The following is a 15,018-nucleotide window of genomic DNA, read 5'->3' on the forward strand; positions in this document are numbered from 1 at the left end:
CATGACCATGTTCTCATCCGCACCAACCCGCCCGCCCGGCTCTGCCCGCATGGGCCCGCGCGAGTTCGTGGTGCTGATGGCCATGTCGATGGCGCTCCAGGCCCTGGCAATCGACGCGATGCTGCCCGCGCTGGCCGGCATCGCGCAGGAACTTTCGATCAGCGATCCCAACCAGCGCCAGCTGATTGTCGGCGTGTTCCTGATCGCCAGCGGGCTTGGTGCGCTGCTCCCCGGCTCGCTGGCGGATCGCTATGGCCGGCGTCCGGTGCTGCTGGGCAGCCTGGTCCTCTACATCGCGCTTTCCATCGGCTGCGCGCTTGTCACCGATTTCAACACCCTGCTCGTGCTCCGCGCCGCACAAGCGCTCGGCAGCGCCGGGCTTTCGGTCCTCCCCAGCGCGATCATCCGCGATCGCCACGGCGGCGATGCCATGGCGCGGCAGATGTCGACGATCACCGTGATCTTCATGATGGTTCCGATGGTCGCCCCTAGCATCGGCCTTGCCGTGCTGCTGGTGGCAGGCTGGCGCTGGATCTTCGCGCTCCTCGCCGTCATGGGGCTGATCGTCGGCCTCTGGGTCTGGACTCGGCTCGAAGAAACGCTCGATCCCGCCAACCGACAGCCGATCCAGCTCACGTCGATCGCAACCAACATGGTCACCGCCGCCTCGGATCGCGCCTCGTTCGGCTATGTCATCGGCGGGGGTCTCATCCTCAGCGCGCTGTTCGGCTATGTGAACTGCGCGCAGCAGCTGGTCGGTGAACACTTCGGCGCGGGCGCGTGGTTTCCGCTGATCTTCGGCGCAACCGCGCTATGCATGGCCTTCGCCAGCTTCTTCAACTCGCGCATCGTCGAACGCTTCGGCGCGCGGCGGGTGTCGCATGCGGCGGTGCTGATCTCGATCGCACTCAGCGTGCTTCAGGTCTGGCTGGCCAGCCGCGAGCATGAGGAACTCATCGAGTTCATGCCGGTGATCGCGCTCAACATCTGCATGGTCGGCTTTATCGGCGCGAATTTCAGCTCGATCGCGCTGCAACCCTTTGCCCACATGGCGGGTGCCGCCAGCTCGGTTCAGGCGTTCCTGCGCATGGTCATCGGCTCCGGTCTCGGCATGGTGATCGGCCTTGCCTACGATGGCACCGCCCGCCCGCTCGCGCTAGCCTTCCTCGGCTGCGGTCTCACCGCGCTGGTGCTGGTGCTGTGGAGCGAGCAGGGCCGCCTGTTCCGCCGGATCAACCCGCGCGGCACGCTGCGAGAAGTACCGCTACCCGATACCCACTGCTGAGGCGGGACCGAGCAGCCCGGCATAAAGCCGCAGTGCCTGCGCGGCAGGCTCTGGCCGGCCGAAGTGATAGCCCTGCATCAGATGAATGCCGAGCGCCCGCGCGGCATTGGCCTGCGCCTCGCTTTCGACGCCCTCGATCGAGCAGCCGATGCCCAGCTGCCACGCCAGCGCCACGATCATGCCTGTCACCGCCCGCGCGCCCGGATCGCTCGAAAGCGCCCCCACCAGCGCACGGTCGAGCTTGATCCGGTCGAGCGGCAGGTCGCGCAATTGCGACAGGCTCGACCAGCCCGCGCCGAAATCATCGAGCGCGATGCGGAAGCCCTTCTCGCGCAAAGCCACCAGTTGCACTGCCGCGCGCTTCGGATCGATCTGCAGCGCCCGCTCGGTCACCTCGAGCATCACCGACGACGGGTTTGCACCCGCGTCGGCAACGATTTGCGCAATCGTCTCGGCCAGCCCCTCGCGCACCACGTCGCGCGCGGCGAGGTTGATCGAGACTTCGAGGCCGGTTTCCCAGGGGCGGCATTCCGAAAGCGTGCGCGCCAGCACCAGCCGGGTCAGCTCGCCCGTGCGGCCCGTCGCATCGGCAATCGCGAGGAATTCGCCCGGCGCCTGCCACTCGATCCCGTCGGGCGACCAGCGCGCGAGCGCCTCCATGCCCACCACGCGGCCATCGCGGCAATCGAAGATCGGCTGATACAGGAGCCGCAACCGGTCCCCGAGCGCGCAATCGTTGAACTGGCGCATCACGGCAATGCGCCGATGGAGCGCCACTTCGTCTTCCGGCCCGAACGCGACGATGGCGCCGTCGCCCAGCTCCTTTGCCTTGTAGAGCGCCGCGTCGGCGCGTTCGAGGCAAGTCGAGGCCGTATCGCCGTCGGCGCGGTAGAGGCCGATCGAACCATAAAGCCGCAGCGTTGCACCATTGAACGAGATCGGCTCGCGGATCGCGAAGGAAAGCGCGCGCGCCGCCGCCGTCACCGCATCGGCATCGCAGGCACCGTCGAACAGGATGGCGAATTCGTCACCGCCCAGCCGGCCATGCGCGGTCACGCATTCGATCAGGCCGATGCGCTGGTTGACTGTGCGCAGGACGTGATCGCCGGCGGCGTGGCCGAAGGTATCGTTCACATGCTTGAACCCATCGAGATCGAACAGCGCCAGCCATGGCCGGATCGCATCTTGCGGCTCGGAAAGATGCTCCTCGAGGCAGGCGAGGATGGCGCGGCGGTTGCGCCCGCCAGTCAAGTGATCAACCGTCGCCTGCCGGTAGTGCGCACTCGCCAGCTCGGCGGTCTGCCGCTCGCGCCGCACCAGCAATTGGCGCGAAAGCTCCAGCCGTACGAAATCGCGGTGCTGGATCTGGGTCATCGCCAGCAGGATCGCGGTAATGAACACCTGGGCCAGCGCGATCGCCGGGGCATTGGGATGGCCGGTTGCCAGCAGGAACAGGCTCCATGGCAGCGTGAAGGCCATGCCGAGCCGCAGCGCCGTCTGCGGCGAATTGGCCATGCCGAGCACGGCGGAGAACATCGTTACCGCAATGACGAAATGGAGCAGTTCACGCTGGCCCGAATCACCATAGGGATAGAGCCCAAGCGACCATGCCACGAAGACCAGCGCCGCCCAGCCGCCCAGCCGCTGCATGCCCTGCAGATCGGCGCGCAGCTGCTCGACCGGCCGGGTCGCGACCTTGTTCGGCAGCCAGTGCGAGGCGCGCTGCACGGCAACGATGCTCATGACAGGCCCCGCCAACACCAGACCCAGCGGCGCGGAGCCGTGGAAGCAGGCCGCCACGAGCAGTGTGTTGAAGATCACCACCAGATAAAGCAGCGGCGCACGGTGGGACACGCTCAGCGCGTAAGCTTCGGTAAACGCATCGCCCGGTCGCTGCTGCCAGTGGCGCCCATAGCAACGCAGGCTGCGGACAAAACCGCGCAGCCTGCGCCGAGCGCGCTGATGCACACCGGATGAGGGACTGCCACTAGCCATCGCGGCGGTTTACGGCGGTGAGAGTTAACGCCTTCTCAAGGTCCAGGGCGAATTATCGATGGAACTGGAGAACTTTAACACCCGCAATGGAGGAATTTCGCTCCAAAACGGGGTTTACCTCGGCCCCTCTGTCAGCGCCGCAACCAGCGCCTTGACCTTCTTCTGCCGCCACTGCGGCAGCGGGGCCACCAGCCAGTAGGAACGGCGGCAGCAGACCGGCTCGCCCAGCGGCACGACCCTGCCCGCCGCAATCGCACTTTCGGCCAGCATGAGCGGCACTCGCGCCTTGCCGAGCCCGGCGGCTGCCGCGCTGATCGCCGTACCTCCGTCGCCAACCGAAAACTGCGTCTCGCGCGCCGCGCCATCAGGATTGGGGCCCTCGGGCGCGGGATCGCCCGGCCAGGCAATCCACGGCGCATCCTCTCCGCTGCCCGGCCCGGTTCCCGGGGCCGCCACGATCTGCATCAGCGGTTCGCCCAGTGCGATACCTTCAAGATCGCCGGGTCCTTCCGCCCATCGCACCGCAAGGTTCAGATTAGCCTCGGTAAAATCGAGATCGCCATCGCTGCCGACGAGGGCGAATCGCAAGCCCGGATTGGCGAGGCGGAATGCAGCGAGGCGCGGGCTGAGCCACGCGGCAAAGAAATCGCGCGGGCAGGCCACCGTATAGACGTGGCTCGATTGCCCGGCCTGCATCGCCTGCACGCCTTCCTCGAAGCGCAGGAACCCTTCACGGATCGCATCGAGCCCGGCCGCCGCCTCGTCCGTCAGCACCAGCCCCTTGGTGGTGCGGCGAAACAGCACGACGCCGAGCAGGTCTTCCAGCGCGCGGATCTGCTGGCCGACCGCCGCCGGTGTCACCGCCAGTTCGTCCGCCGCGCGGGTGAAGGAAAGGTGCCGCGCCGCCGCGTCGAGCACGCGCAGGCCGTTCAGCGGCAGATGGGTCCGCTTCATGCTGACTGATCAGTTCGCGGTCGCGGGAGCGGCAAGCGGGAAATAGGGGATCGCCACGTCCACCAGCGAGCCATCGGCCCGCTCCATCGTATAGTGGCCTTCCATGCTGCCATGCGGCGTGCCGAGCGGGCAGCCCGAAACATAATCATGGGCCGCACCGGGGGCGAGCAGCGGCTGTTCGCCCACCACCCCATCCCCATCGACGAAGTTGATCATTCCCCGCCCATCGGTGATGCGCCAGTGCCGCGTAAGCAGGCGTATCGGTTGGTCTGAGCCGTTTTCGATCCGGATATGATAGACCCAGAACCATTTGCCGGCATCGATGCGCGACTGTTCGGGCAGGAAATTGACAGCGACGCGCACTGTCACTCCCTCCGTCACGGCAGCATGCTGGAAGAGCTGTTTCATAGGGAACAAGCTAACCCAGATTGGCGACGGTTCCAACGGTGGATTCATCCATTGATCTGCTTGCTGCAACTTGTGGCAATCTCCACACGGGTTATCACCATGCTTATACGGGCCCCCGCCATTATCTGCGCTTCGCGTGCCCACGGCGAGCATGGTGCGGTGGTGCGCCTGCTGACGGCGGACCACGGCCTGATCGCCGGATACGTTGCCGGCGCGCGCGGGCGGACGCTGCGGCCCGTGCTGATTCCCGGCAATCTCGTCGCCGCCGAACTCAATGCGCGCACGATGAGCCAGCTCCCTTCGGCCAAGCTGGAGCTTGTCACCAGCCGCGGCCCCTGGCTCGGTGAACCGCTGGCGAGCGCGGGGATCGGCTGGGTCACCACGCTCACCGCGCAGAGCTTGCCCGAGGGCCAGCCCTTCCCCGGCATCCACGGCGCGCTCGAAGCCGTGCTCGATGCGATCTGTCATGCTCCCTCGGCGCGCGGCTGGGCCCGTGCCGTCGCCGCCTACGAAGCGCTGCTGCTGCAGGAGATCGGCTATGGCCATGCCCAGCCGCCGCCGACCGAAGAACCATGGGAAAGCCTGCTCTCCCGGCTCGATCGGCAGGGCCTTTCCCTCGCGAAGCACCTGCTTGCCGATCCGCGCCGCGATGGTATGGCGGCGCGCGCCATCCTGATCGAGCGATTCAAGCGGATCGATGGCGGCGCGCAGTGATATTCCAGGGATGGTTCAGATGAAGATTGCAGTTCTGCCGGGCGACGGCATCGGCCCCGAAGTCACGCGCGAGGCGCTGCGGGTTCTCGATGCACTGGATCTTGGCATCGAACGCGAAGAGGCCCTCGTTGGCGGCGCGGCCTATCACGCCACCGGCCATCCGCTTCCGCCTGAAACCCTCAGCCTTGCCGAAGCGTCTGACGGTGTGCTGTTCGGCGCGGTCGGCGATCCCACCTGCGATGCGCTGGAGCGCCACCTGCGCCCAGAACAGGCGATCCTCGGCCTGCGCAAGGCCTTGACCTTGTTCGCCAACCTGCGCCCGGCCAAAGTCTTCGCCGGCCTCGAAGGCCATTCCGCGCTGCGCCCCGAAGTCGCCGGTGCGATCGATCTCCTCATCGTGCGCGAACTCAACGGCGACGTCTATTTCGGCGAGAAGGGCTTCCGCACCACCGCCAGCGGCGAACGCGAAGGCTGGGACATGATGTCCTACAGCGAAAGCGAAGTGCGCCGCATCGCCCATGTCGCCTTCCGCGCGGCGCAAGGGCGAGGCGGCCGGCTGTGCTCGGTCGACAAGGCCAACGTCCTCGAAACCTCGCAGCTCTGGCGCGACGTGGTGATCGAAGTCGCCAAGGAATACCCGGACGTTACGCTCGAACACATGTACGTCGACAACGCCGCGATGCAGCTGGTCAAGAGCCCCGGCCAGTTTGACGTCGTCGTCACCGGCAATCTGTTCGGCGACATTCTTTCGGATCAGGCCAGCATGTGCGTCGGCTCGATCGGCCTGCTCGCCTCGGCCTCGCTCGGCGCGCGGCAGACGGCGCACGGCACGTTCGGCCTCTACGAACCGATCCACGGCTCCGCGCCCGATATCGCCGGCAAGGGCCTCGCCAACCCCATCGCCACGATCCTGTCGCTCGCCATGTTGCTGCGCCACTCGCTCGGCCTGGCGGATGCGGCAGACCGCATCGAGGCCGCCGTCGCACGCACTCTGGCCGATGGCATTCTCGGCCGCGATCTGGGCGGTAGCGCGGGAACGACGGAAATTGGTGACGCGGTGCTCGCAAGGCTGTAAGCGCGCGCTCCATGCTGCAACTTGCTGTCATCCTTCCCACGTTCAACGAACGCAAGAACATCGCGCCCATGGTCGAGCGGCTCAGCGCCGCATTGGGAGACATCGCGTGGGAAGCGATCTTCGTCGACGACAACAGCCCTGATGGCACCGCCGAGGAAGCGCGCCGCATCGGTCGCGACGATCCGCGTGTCCGCGTGATCGAGCGCATCGGCCGCCGCGGCCTTGCCTCGGCCGCGATCGAGGGCATGTGCGCCACCGCCGCGCCGATTGTCGCGGTGATGGATGCCGATCACCAGCACGATCCCGCGCTGCTGCCCGGCATGTACGAAGCGGTTCAGGGCGGTGAGTACGATGTCGCCTATGCCTCGCGCTTTGCCGAGGGCGCCAGCACCGAAGCCTGGGGCCGGCCCGACCGCGTCAAGGCCTCGGGCCTCGCCAACCGCATCGCCCGCCGCGTGACGGGCGTGCAGCTCTCCGATCCGATGAGCGGCTTCTTCATGCTCCGCGCCGAAACCTTGCGCGCCGATGCGCACCGGCTTTCGGGCGTTGGCTTCAAGATTCTGCTCGATATTCTCGCCACGGTCGATGCGCCGCTGCGCGTCAAGGAATTCCCCCTGAACTTTGCCGCCCGCGCCGAAGGCGAAAGCAAGCTCGATCGCACGGTCGTCTTCGAATTCCTGATCGGCCTCTACGACAAGTGGCTGGGCCGCATCATCCCGACCCGCTTTGCCCTGTTCGGCACGATCGGCGGCCTCGGCGTGATCGTGCACATGGCGGTCCTCGCCTCTGTGCTCGGCGCGTTCGGCCAGAAGATCCTCTACCACAACTGGTCGGACCAGATCGAATTCATCATCGCGCAGACCTCGGCGGCGGTGGTGGCGATGACCTTCAACTTCATGCTCAACAACGAGCTGACGTACGCCGACAAGCGCCTGCGCGGCTTCGTTCCGCTGATGCGCGGCTGGGCCAAGTTCGCGCTCACGTGCTCGGTCGGCCTCCTCGCCAACGTCGGCGCGGCCGCCGCGCTGATGCGCATGGGCTTCCACGCCTATCCGGCCGCCATCGTCGGCATCGTCGTCGGCTCGGTGTGGAACTTCGCCCTTTCCAGCAAGTTCGTCTGGGGCAAGTACTGATCTGAAATCCTCGTCATTATCCCGCAGGGGCAAATGGTGAGAATCGAAAGTTTCTCCACTACGGCTGTGTTTTCCGATAGCCTCGCTTCCGCAATGACAGCCCCATATATATCATTGCTGCCTTATGGCATTCGCGATCATCAGGGCTAACTTCCTACGTAGACGCATCCTGCTTTGTGCAGCGGCGATCGCGATGGCTGCGCTTGATCTGTGGCTGCTGCTGCCGCCGAAGGCTGCTGAGCCACCGATCAGCATCAAGATCTCGTTTCCCTGGCTTTATCCAGACCGCCCCCTTCCACAGAGCTTCCCGGCCCAAGAAGCCATTTCCGGCTTCCATGTACCGGATGAGGGCGCTCAGGATCTCCCGCCTCATGGCGAAATAGCGGATGCATCGCATGTTCTAGCGGACGACGTAGCAACGCTTGGTGGCAATGCTACTTACGGCAAGGCGATGGTGGCGATGCGCGCTTTTGCAGAAAATGGTAACTGCCTCTTCGGCATCCTGCGCAATCCGGACTCAGATACAGTGACGCCGCGCATCACGTGGATGGAACTGGAATGGGTGCGCAGTGATCGTGGCACGCACTTGCGATGCGCGAACGATCCAGAATCCTACATGTTTCAGATACTAAGAACTGACTGACAGCAACCCTAGCCGCGTTATGAGGCTGCCGCCCTACCGCCAGCTATCGAGCCACGTATAATCCCGATACGAAAGCTTCCCCGGCAGCGCCGCAGCGGACAGGATCGGGTAAAATCCCACGAATAGCATCGCCGAAAGCACCACCGTCAGCGCCCCCGGCAAGCGACGCCCCTGCTCCCACCACCCGGCCAGCACCAGCGCCAGCGCCGCCATCAGGAACACGCTGGCCAGCGTGTAGTGGTAATAGAACTGCACCGGCTTCCCGTTGATCGCCCAGAAGATCAGGCTCGCGATATAGAGCACCACCACCGCGCCGCGCAGCCGGTCCCCGCGCCGCACCCCGGCCCACAGGCACAGCAGCAGCGCAGGCAGGCCAGCCAGCATCGTGAAGGGATTGCCGATCATCAGCACCCCGCGCTGCGCCCCGTCCCACGGTGCGTAGAAGAACCAGATCGGGCGGATGTTGAACACCCATTGCCACCACCGGCTCTGATAGAGATGCGGCTTCACCACACTGTCCTGCAGCTTGAGCATGTAGCTCTGCCACGGGATCAGGCCCTGCACCGTCAGCGGCTGCACCTTGTAGAAGAATGCCGGCGCGAACGTCGCGAAATAGGCCAGCAGCGGCACCAGCCCAAGCCACGCCGCGGCCTCCAGCAGCGAAACCCCCGGCACCGGCCCCGCATCCCGCGCGATCAGGAAGGCGCGCCGCCGCCCCGCCAGCGCCCACCAGCGGTCCCACGCGAACAGCAGCCCCGGCAGCGCGAGGATCGGCGCGCCGTTCCACTTGCCCCCCAGCGAAAGGCCGAGGAACACCCCGCACAGCGCCAGGTGCAGCCGCGAGCCCTTCCGCCACGCCAGCGCCGCCTGCCAGAACCCCAGCGCCAACATGCTCGCCATCGCCATGTCGAGCATCGCGATCCGGCTCAGCACGAACCACAGGAAATTGGTCGAAAACAGCAGGCCGAACAGCAGCGTCGCGCTTCGCGAAAGGCTCGCCCACCACATGGTGCGCATCGCGGCAAACAGCCCCAGTGTGCCCAGCAGCGCGTTGGGAAGCCGCCAGCCGAACGGATTGTCGCCGGCCGTCAGCATCCCCAGCGCGATGAATTCCTTGCCCAGCAGGGGATGCTCGGGATTGAGCCGGCTGGTGAGGTCGATCAGCCGCCGCGCGGCGGGCAGGTAATGCACCTCATCGAACATGATCTTCGAAGGCGTGCCCAGCCGGTGCAGCACCAGCACGAGGAAGGCCAGCGTGATCGCCACGCACCAAACCAGCGGATCGCCTGTCGTGCGGCGCGGGCCAGTAAAAGGCGCGGTTATGCGGGAAAGCAAGGACATGGGCCGGCCGCGCATACTCCGTTCCGCCCCCCAAGGGCAATGGTCCGGCTTGCACCGCCGCCCCCGCAAATCTAAGGGCATACGCCATGAAACGCACCACCGGACAGGACCGCTCGATCACCGCCCACTGGCGCCCCGCAACGCAGGCCGTGCGCGGAGGCACCTGGCGTTCGGAAATGGGCGAGACGTCCGAGGCCCTCTTCCTCACCTCCGGCTATTCCTACGATGATGCCGCCACCGTCGCCGCGCGCTTCGCGGGCGAGGACGACGGGATGACCTATTCGCGCCTGCAGAACCCCACGGTGCAGATGCTGGAAGAGCGTATCGCCCTCCTCGAAGGCGCCGAAGCCTGCCGCGCGCAGGCTAGCGGCATGGCCGCGATGACCACCGCGCTGCTCTGCCAGCTCTCCGCCGGAGACCACATCGTCGCCGCCAAGGCCGCTTTCGGCTCGTGCCGCTGGCTGGTCGACAACCTGCTGCCGCGCTTCGGCATCAGTGGCACCACGATCGATGCGGGCGATAACGCCGCGTGGGAAGCCGCGATCCGCCCCAATACCAAGGTCTTCTTCTTCGAAAGCCCGGCGAACCCGACGATGGACCTCGTCGATCTGGAGTTCGTCTGCACGCTGGCGCGCCAGCACGGCATCACCACCGTGGTCGACAACGCCTTCGCCACCAGCGCGCTCCAGCGCCCGCTCGATTTCGGCGCCGATGTCGTCGCCTATTCGGCCACCAAGATGATGGACGGACAGGGCCGCGTGCTCGCCGGTGCGGTCGCGGGCTCGAAGGAGTTCATCGATGGCAAGCTCCTTCCCTTCCAGCGCAACACCGGGCCCAACATCGCGCCGTTCAATGCCTGGGTCGTGCTCAAGGGCCTCGAAACGCTCGACCTGCGCATCCGCCGCCAGAGCGAAAACGCACTGAAGGTCGCGCAATTCATCGAAGGCCGCCTGCCGACGGTGCGCTACCCCTTCCTGCCGAGCCACCCACAATATGCGCTGGCGCAGAAGCAGATGCAGGCGGGCGGCTCGATCATGAGCCTCGAAGTGCCAGGTGGGCGCCCGCAGGCGCACGCCCTGCTCGATGCGTTGAAGCTCGTCGATATCTCCAACAACATCGGCGATTCGCGCTCGCTGATGTGCCACCCGGCCTCGACCACCCACCACGGCGTCGGCCCCGAAACCCGTGCCGACATGGGTGTGACCGAGGGCATGCTGCGGCTCAACGTAGGGCTGGAAGATCCGGACGACGTGATCGAGGATCTGGATCACGCGCTCAAGGCGGCGGGGCTTTAAGGAAGGGCGTTTCTCGCGGAGACGCAAAGGAAAAGAAGACCGTAGAGATGCCGCCTGGAACCCCGGCGACAGCCGGAAAATAGAAGGTGGCGTCGATCGTGAAAGCGGCTTCGCCGCGCTGCACGACCTCTTCGCGACCTTCTTTTCCTCTGCGTCTCTGCGAGAGACCTCTTCCTCGGGAAGCCTTCAGCCCGCCAACTTCGCCTCAAGCGCCTCAACGCGCGCCTTCAGCGCCTCGGCTTCTTCGCGCGCGGCGGTGGCCATGTCCTTCACCACCTCGAATTCCTCGCGGCTGACGAAGTCCATCCCGCCGAACGTCTCCCGCAGCTTCTCGCGCGCAGTTTCGCCTGCTTCGCGGCCCATGCCGGCAAGCGTGCCAGCGGCGCTGTTCAGCAGCTTGACGAAATCGGCGATCATCGGGTTCTCGGACTGCATGGCTGTGGCCTTCTGGACGAAATCACTTCCCCGCAGATGGCGCTTCACGCCGCGCGGCGCAAGGCGTGATCCCGGGCAAAATCATATCAGGCGTTATCAGATCTGCACGCGCACCGCGGCGCCAGTTCCCGCCGCGCCATCGGCCAGCGGGTTGAGCGCGAGGAACTGGTAATTGAGCGCCGCCGCAAAGCATATCCACGCAAGATAGGGCAGCAGCAGCGCCGCCGCGGTTGGCCGCACGCGCCAGAACAGCAGGGTCATCAGCAGAGTCAGCACGATCATCACACCGATGATGCCGAGCGCCAAGGTCATGCGGTGCATGCCAAAGAACACCGGGCTCCACGCCAGATTGAGCACGAGCTGCAGCGCGAAGACGGCAACGGCAAGGCCCCGGCCCGGCGCGCCGCGTGCGGACGCCACCATCGCCAGCGCCACCCCGATCAACACATAGAGCATCGACCAGACGATCCCGAAAGTCGCCGGCGGCGGGTAAAGCCCCGGCTTCGCCAGCGCCGCGAACCAGGGATTTTCCGGCCCCGCGTCGGCAAGAATGCTGGAGAGGAATCCGAGCCCGAGCACCGAAGGCACCGTGAACAGCGACCAGCGCAGCAGGCTGGCACGCAGCTGGGCAGGTGAAGCAAGATAACGCATGTGCTCGAAGTGTCCCCCCGGAGCGCTCCGGTAAAAAGCGATTCGTTGCCAGAACAGCCTGTGGATAGTGGCTGCGCTGCGGCATATAGGCAATCTCCGCAAGCACGCGGTGCCCCAAGGCGGGACAGTCGGTGCTCTACGCGCCCGGATGGAGCGCCGAAATCAGGAATTCCACGTTGCCTTCCGGCCCGGTGATCGGGCTCGTCGTGATGCCCTGCACGGTCCAGCCCTCGCCTTCGAGCCAGTCCCGAACCTCGTCGCAGACGCGCGCATGCAGCGCGGGATCGCGCACCACGCCGCCCTTGCCCACCTCGCCGCGCCCCACTTCGAACTGCGGCTTGATCAGCGCCACCACCCGCGTCGGCCGTGCCGCCAGCGCCAGCGGCACTTCCAGCACCTTGCGCAAGGATATGAAGCTCGCGTCGCACACCACCCAGCTTGCCGGCCGGTCGATCTGAGCCGGGGTCAGGATGCGCGCGCTGGTCTGCTCGAGCACGGTCACGCGCGGGTCCTGCCGCAGTTTCCACGCCAGCTGGTTCGTGCCCGAATCGACCGCGAAGACATGCGCCGCGCCGCCCGTCAGCAGCACGTCGGTAAATCCGCCGGTTGAACTGCCGATGTCCATCGCGGTCACCCCCGCCGGATCGAGCCCGAAATGCGCCAACGCGTGCGCCAGTTTGATCCCCCCGCGCGAAACCCAGGGATGATCGCGCCCGCGCACCTCGATCGGCGCATCGGCAGCCAGCGCATGGCCAGCCTTCACCAGCTTGGTCTCGCCCGAATAGACGTGCCCCGCCAGAATCAGCGCCTGCGCGCGGGCGCGGCTCTCGGCCAGGCCGCGCTCCACCAGCAACTGGTCGATGCGCACCTTTGCCTTGCCGGATGGCGATTTGCCCGGTGTTGATGCAGAGCTTCTTGAGGTCACCGCCGCTCTCTTCCATACCCGGGGCATGAAGATCAACCTCGCGGCCCTGCAGATCGCTTCTGTCCTTGCCCTCGGAGGCTGCACGGTCCTGCCGCCGCAGCCCGCCCCCGCACCGCGCGGAGGCACCGCTACGCCCGCGCCAAAGCCGCAGCTGCCCGCCCCGCCGCCGCGCCCCGCGCCGCCGCAGCCCCAGGCTCCGCGCACGGACGCCGCCAACTGGCGCGATCTGCCGCAAACGCCCGGCAGCTGGATCTACAGCGCCGATAACACCGGCAGCGCGGTCCGCTTCGGGCAACACGGCGCAGCGCCGCTGCTGGTGATCCGCTGCGACCGAACCCGCCCGGCCATCATCGTGCAGCGCGCTGGCTTCGGCACTGGCGCCGTGCCTGCCACGATCACCACCAGCAGCACCTTGCGCCGCCTGACCGCCACACCGACCGCCAGCGCAGCCCAGAACGCGGCTGTTCCCTTCGAAATCACCTTTGCGGTGCGCGATCCCCTGCTCGATGCAATCGCCTTCAGCCGGGGCCGCTTCATGCTCGAAATGGGCGGCGCGCAGACGCTCGTGCTCCCCGTCTGGTCCGAGGTTGGCCGCGTGATCGAGGATTGCCGCTGAAGGAAAAGCGCCTTGGCGGACTTATCCACCAAACCAGCGCGAAGGACCAATTCTGACCGCAAAAAAATTCAATGCAAGTCTTGTTCTTGGCCCCGTGATGAATCACATTCTCCACAAGGCCGGTACAGGGCTGCAATCCTCCGGTCGAGCCGCACACCGATGTCAACCAGATCGGAGAGGCGGCACTTTGGCTCAACAGCGCGAAAGGAGGTGATCCGATGTCTCATGGTTCAGCAGAGGGGTCGGCATTGCGCATCGCGGAGCATTATCGCTAGTTTGTTCAAGCGATAAAGGCACCGTGGGCGGCACTTCCGGCCGCTGACCATGCGAAGGGCCGCTTCCGATTGCCGGGAGCGGCCCTTCACATTTGTTGCAAATCACTTGCCATTTGCGCAACAATCCCAAAGGACCGCCCTGATGGCGACGCCCGCTTCCGCTGCCCCGATGACCTTCACGCACGTCCCCCATCCCGCCCCCATGGCTCCCGATGTGCGTGCCGAAATCCTCGCGAACCCCGGCTTCGGCACCGCGTTCTCGGATCACATGGTCTCGGTCCTCTATGACGAGGGCAAGGGCTGGCACAGCGCCGAAGTGGTCCCTTATGGCCCGATCCCGCTCGATCCCGCCGCCGCAGTGCTCCACTATGCGCAGGAAATCTTCGAAGGGCTGAAGGCCTATCGCCTCGCAGATGGCGGCATCGCCCTGTTCCGCCCTGAGGCCAACGCCGCGCGCTTCAACGCCTCGGCCGAGCGGCTCGCCATGCCGACCTTGCCCGAAGGCCTGTTCACCCGTGCGGTCGAGGAACTGGTCAAGGCGGACAAGGACTGGTTCCCGACCGTCGAAGGCGGCTCGCTCTACCTGCGCCCATTCATGTTCGCGAGCGAGGCATTCCTCGGCGTGCGCCCCTCGAAGCAGTACCGCTTCCTCGTGATCGCCAGCCCTGCGGGCAACTACTTCAAGTCGGGCGCCCCCGCCGTCTCGCTCTGGGTCAGCGACTACAGCCGCGCCGCGCCGGGCGGCACGGGCGCTGCCAAGTGCGGCGGCAACTATGCCGCCAGCCTCGTCCCCACTGCCGAAGCTTTTGCGCGCGGGCACGATCAGGTGCTGTTCCTCGATGCGGTCGAGCGCCAGTGGATCGAGGAACTGGGCGGCATGAACCTGTTCTTCGTCTTTGCCGATGGCTCGCTGGTCACGCCTCCGCTCGGCGGCACGATCCTCCCCGGCATCACGCGCGAAAGTCTGATCAAGCTCGCCCGCGAGGAAGGCCTTACCGTGCGCGAAGAGCGCTATTCGCTCGCGCAGTGGCAGGCTGACGCGACCTCGGGCAAGCTGACCGAAACCTTCGCCTGCGGCACCGCCGCCGTGGTCACGCCCGTCGGCAAGGTCACCAGCAGCACCGAAAGCTTCGTGATCGGCAGCGGCGGCCCCGGCCAGCTCACCCAGAAGCTGCGCCAGCGCCTCGTCTCGATCCAGCGCGGCGAGGCTGCGGACACCCACGGCTGGGTGCACCGGATCGGCTGAAGCTGATATTGCCATGGCCTCTGCTCC

The 15,018-nt window shown here is 66.2% G+C and carries 15 protein-coding genes; 8 read left to right on the forward strand and 7 right to left on the reverse strand.

The window, feature by feature from the left end:
* Position 1: 1 nt before the first annotated feature.
* Positions 2–1,285 carry a multidrug effflux MFS transporter gene (locus ACODS2_RS21835; protein WP_489000619.1) on the forward strand — a complete coding sequence of 428 codons (1,284 nt, stop codon included), beginning with the start codon at positions 2–4 and terminating at the stop codon, positions 1,283–1,285.
* Here the strand turns inward: ACODS2_RS21835 and ACODS2_RS21840 are convergent.
* From ACODS2_RS21840 to apaG, 3 genes are all read right to left on the reverse strand, one after another.
* On the reverse strand, positions 1,265–3,139 hold the full coding sequence (locus ACODS2_RS21840; protein ID WP_489000620.1) for a putative bifunctional diguanylate cyclase/phosphodiesterase: 1,875 nt from the start codon (positions 3,137–3,139) through the stop codon (positions 1,265–1,267). The two genes, ACODS2_RS21835 and ACODS2_RS21840, sit on opposite strands and share 21 nt — an antisense overlap.
* Before the next feature lie 255 nt (positions 3,140–3,394).
* Complete coding sequence (locus ACODS2_RS21845; RefSeq protein ID WP_489000621.1) at positions 3,395–4,234, reverse strand: LysR family transcriptional regulator; 840 nt, start codon at positions 4,232–4,234, stop codon at positions 3,395–3,397.
* Between the two features lie 9 nt (positions 4,235–4,243).
* Positions 4,244–4,642, reverse strand: coding sequence for a Co2+/Mg2+ efflux protein ApaG (apaG, locus tag ACODS2_RS21850; protein ID WP_298168575.1), 399 nt, complete (start codon positions 4,640–4,642; stop codon positions 4,244–4,246).
* A gap of 99 nt (positions 4,643–4,741) precedes the next feature.
* Between apaG and recO the strand changes: the two genes are divergently transcribed.
* From recO to ACODS2_RS21870, 4 genes are all read left to right on the forward strand, one after another.
* Complete coding sequence (recO, locus tag ACODS2_RS21855; protein WP_489000622.1) at positions 4,742–5,356, forward strand: DNA repair protein RecO; 615 nt, start codon at positions 4,742–4,744, stop codon at positions 5,354–5,356.
* 19 nt (positions 5,357–5,375) lie between these two features.
* A complete protein-coding gene (gene leuB / locus ACODS2_RS21860) occupies positions 5,376–6,431 on the forward strand; it encodes a 3-isopropylmalate dehydrogenase (RefSeq protein ID WP_489000623.1) in 1,056 nt (351 codons plus the stop codon).
* A gap of 11 nt (positions 6,432–6,442) precedes the next feature.
* Positions 6,443–7,564: a glycosyltransferase gene (locus tag ACODS2_RS21865; RefSeq protein WP_298168584.1), complete on the forward strand. Its 1,122-nt coding sequence runs from the start codon at positions 6,443–6,445 to the stop codon at positions 7,562–7,564.
* A gap of 124 nt (positions 7,565–7,688) precedes the next feature.
* On the forward strand, positions 7,689–8,207 hold the full coding sequence (locus ACODS2_RS21870) for a hypothetical protein (protein WP_489000624.1): 519 nt from the start codon (positions 7,689–7,691) through the stop codon (positions 8,205–8,207).
* 33 nt (positions 8,208–8,240) lie between these two features.
* On the opposite strand, the gene ACODS2_RS21875 is transcribed toward ACODS2_RS21870, so the two are convergent.
* On the reverse strand, positions 8,241–9,548 hold the full coding sequence (locus ACODS2_RS21875; protein WP_489000625.1) for a phospholipid carrier-dependent glycosyltransferase: 1,308 nt from the start codon (positions 9,546–9,548) through the stop codon (positions 8,241–8,243).
* An 86-nt stretch (positions 9,549–9,634) separates the two neighbouring features.
* Between ACODS2_RS21875 and ACODS2_RS21880 the strand changes: the two genes are divergently transcribed.
* The gene (locus ACODS2_RS21880; protein ID WP_489000626.1) at positions 9,635–10,843 is read left to right on the forward strand and encodes a trans-sulfuration enzyme family protein; all 1,209 of its coding nucleotides are present in this window, start codon (positions 9,635–9,637) and stop codon (positions 10,841–10,843) included.
* Positions 10,844–11,029: 186 nt separating this feature from the next.
* On the opposite strand, the gene ACODS2_RS21885 is transcribed toward ACODS2_RS21880, so the two are convergent.
* The 3 genes from ACODS2_RS21885 to ACODS2_RS21895 form a co-directional block, all read right to left on the reverse strand.
* Positions 11,030–11,278, reverse strand: coding sequence for an accessory factor UbiK family protein (locus ACODS2_RS21885; RefSeq protein WP_421839937.1), 249 nt, complete (start codon positions 11,276–11,278; stop codon positions 11,030–11,032).
* A gap of 96 nt (positions 11,279–11,374) precedes the next feature.
* Positions 11,375–11,929, reverse strand: coding sequence for a TspO/MBR family protein (locus ACODS2_RS21890; RefSeq protein WP_489000627.1), 555 nt, complete (start codon positions 11,927–11,929; stop codon positions 11,375–11,377).
* A 136-nt stretch (positions 11,930–12,065) separates the two neighbouring features.
* Positions 12,066–12,854: a TlyA family RNA methyltransferase gene (locus ACODS2_RS21895; RefSeq protein WP_489000628.1), complete on the reverse strand. Its 789-nt coding sequence runs from the start codon at positions 12,852–12,854 to the stop codon at positions 12,066–12,068.
* Positions 12,855–12,879: 25 nt separating this feature from the next.
* On the opposite strand from ACODS2_RS21895, the gene ACODS2_RS21900 reads away from it, so the two are divergent.
* A complete protein-coding gene (locus ACODS2_RS21900) occupies positions 12,880–13,470 on the forward strand; it encodes a hypothetical protein (RefSeq protein WP_489000629.1) in 591 nt (196 codons plus the stop codon).
* Between the two features lie 417 nt (positions 13,471–13,887).
* Complete coding sequence (locus ACODS2_RS21905; RefSeq protein ID WP_489000630.1) at positions 13,888–14,991, forward strand: branched-chain amino acid aminotransferase; 1,104 nt, start codon at positions 13,888–13,890, stop codon at positions 14,989–14,991.
* Positions 14,992–15,018 lie beyond the last annotated feature (27 nt).

Source organism: Novosphingobium sp. FG137 (genome assembly GCF_057809735.1).

Coding starts and splice junctions, on each gene's coding strand:
- ACODS2_RS21835 (WP_489000619.1), top strand. CDS start 2: ATGACCATGTTCTCATCCGCACCAACCCGCCCGCCCGGCTCTGCCCGC.
- ACODS2_RS21845 (WP_489000621.1), bottom strand. CDS start 4,234: ATGAAGCGGACCCATCTGCCGCTGAACGGCCTGCGCGTGCTCGACGCG.
- apaG (WP_298168575.1), bottom strand. CDS start 4,642: ATGAAACAGCTCTTCCAGCATGCTGCCGTGACGGAGGGAGTGACAGTG.
- recO (WP_489000622.1), top strand. CDS start 4,742: ATGCTTATACGGGCCCCCGCCATTATCTGCGCTTCGCGTGCCCACGGC.
- leuB (WP_489000623.1), top strand. CDS start 5,376: ATGAAGATTGCAGTTCTGCCGGGCGACGGCATCGGCCCCGAAGTCACG.
- ACODS2_RS21865 (WP_298168584.1), top strand. CDS start 6,443: ATGCTGCAACTTGCTGTCATCCTTCCCACGTTCAACGAACGCAAGAAC.
- ACODS2_RS21870 (WP_489000624.1), top strand. CDS start 7,689: ATGGCATTCGCGATCATCAGGGCTAACTTCCTACGTAGACGCATCCTG.
- ACODS2_RS21875 (WP_489000625.1), bottom strand. CDS start 9,548: ATGTCCTTGCTTTCCCGCATAACCGCGCCTTTTACTGGCCCGCGCCGC.
- ACODS2_RS21880 (WP_489000626.1), top strand. CDS start 9,635: ATGAAACGCACCACCGGACAGGACCGCTCGATCACCGCCCACTGGCGC.
- ACODS2_RS21885 (WP_421839937.1), bottom strand. CDS start 11,278: ATGCAGTCCGAGAACCCGATGATCGCCGATTTCGTCAAGCTGCTGAAC.
- ACODS2_RS21890 (WP_489000627.1), bottom strand. CDS start 11,929: ATGCGTTATCTTGCTTCACCTGCCCAGCTGCGTGCCAGCCTGCTGCGC.
- ACODS2_RS21900 (WP_489000629.1), top strand. CDS start 12,880: ATGAAGATCAACCTCGCGGCCCTGCAGATCGCTTCTGTCCTTGCCCTC.
- ACODS2_RS21905 (WP_489000630.1), top strand. CDS start 13,888: ATGGCGACGCCCGCTTCCGCTGCCCCGATGACCTTCACGCACGTCCCC.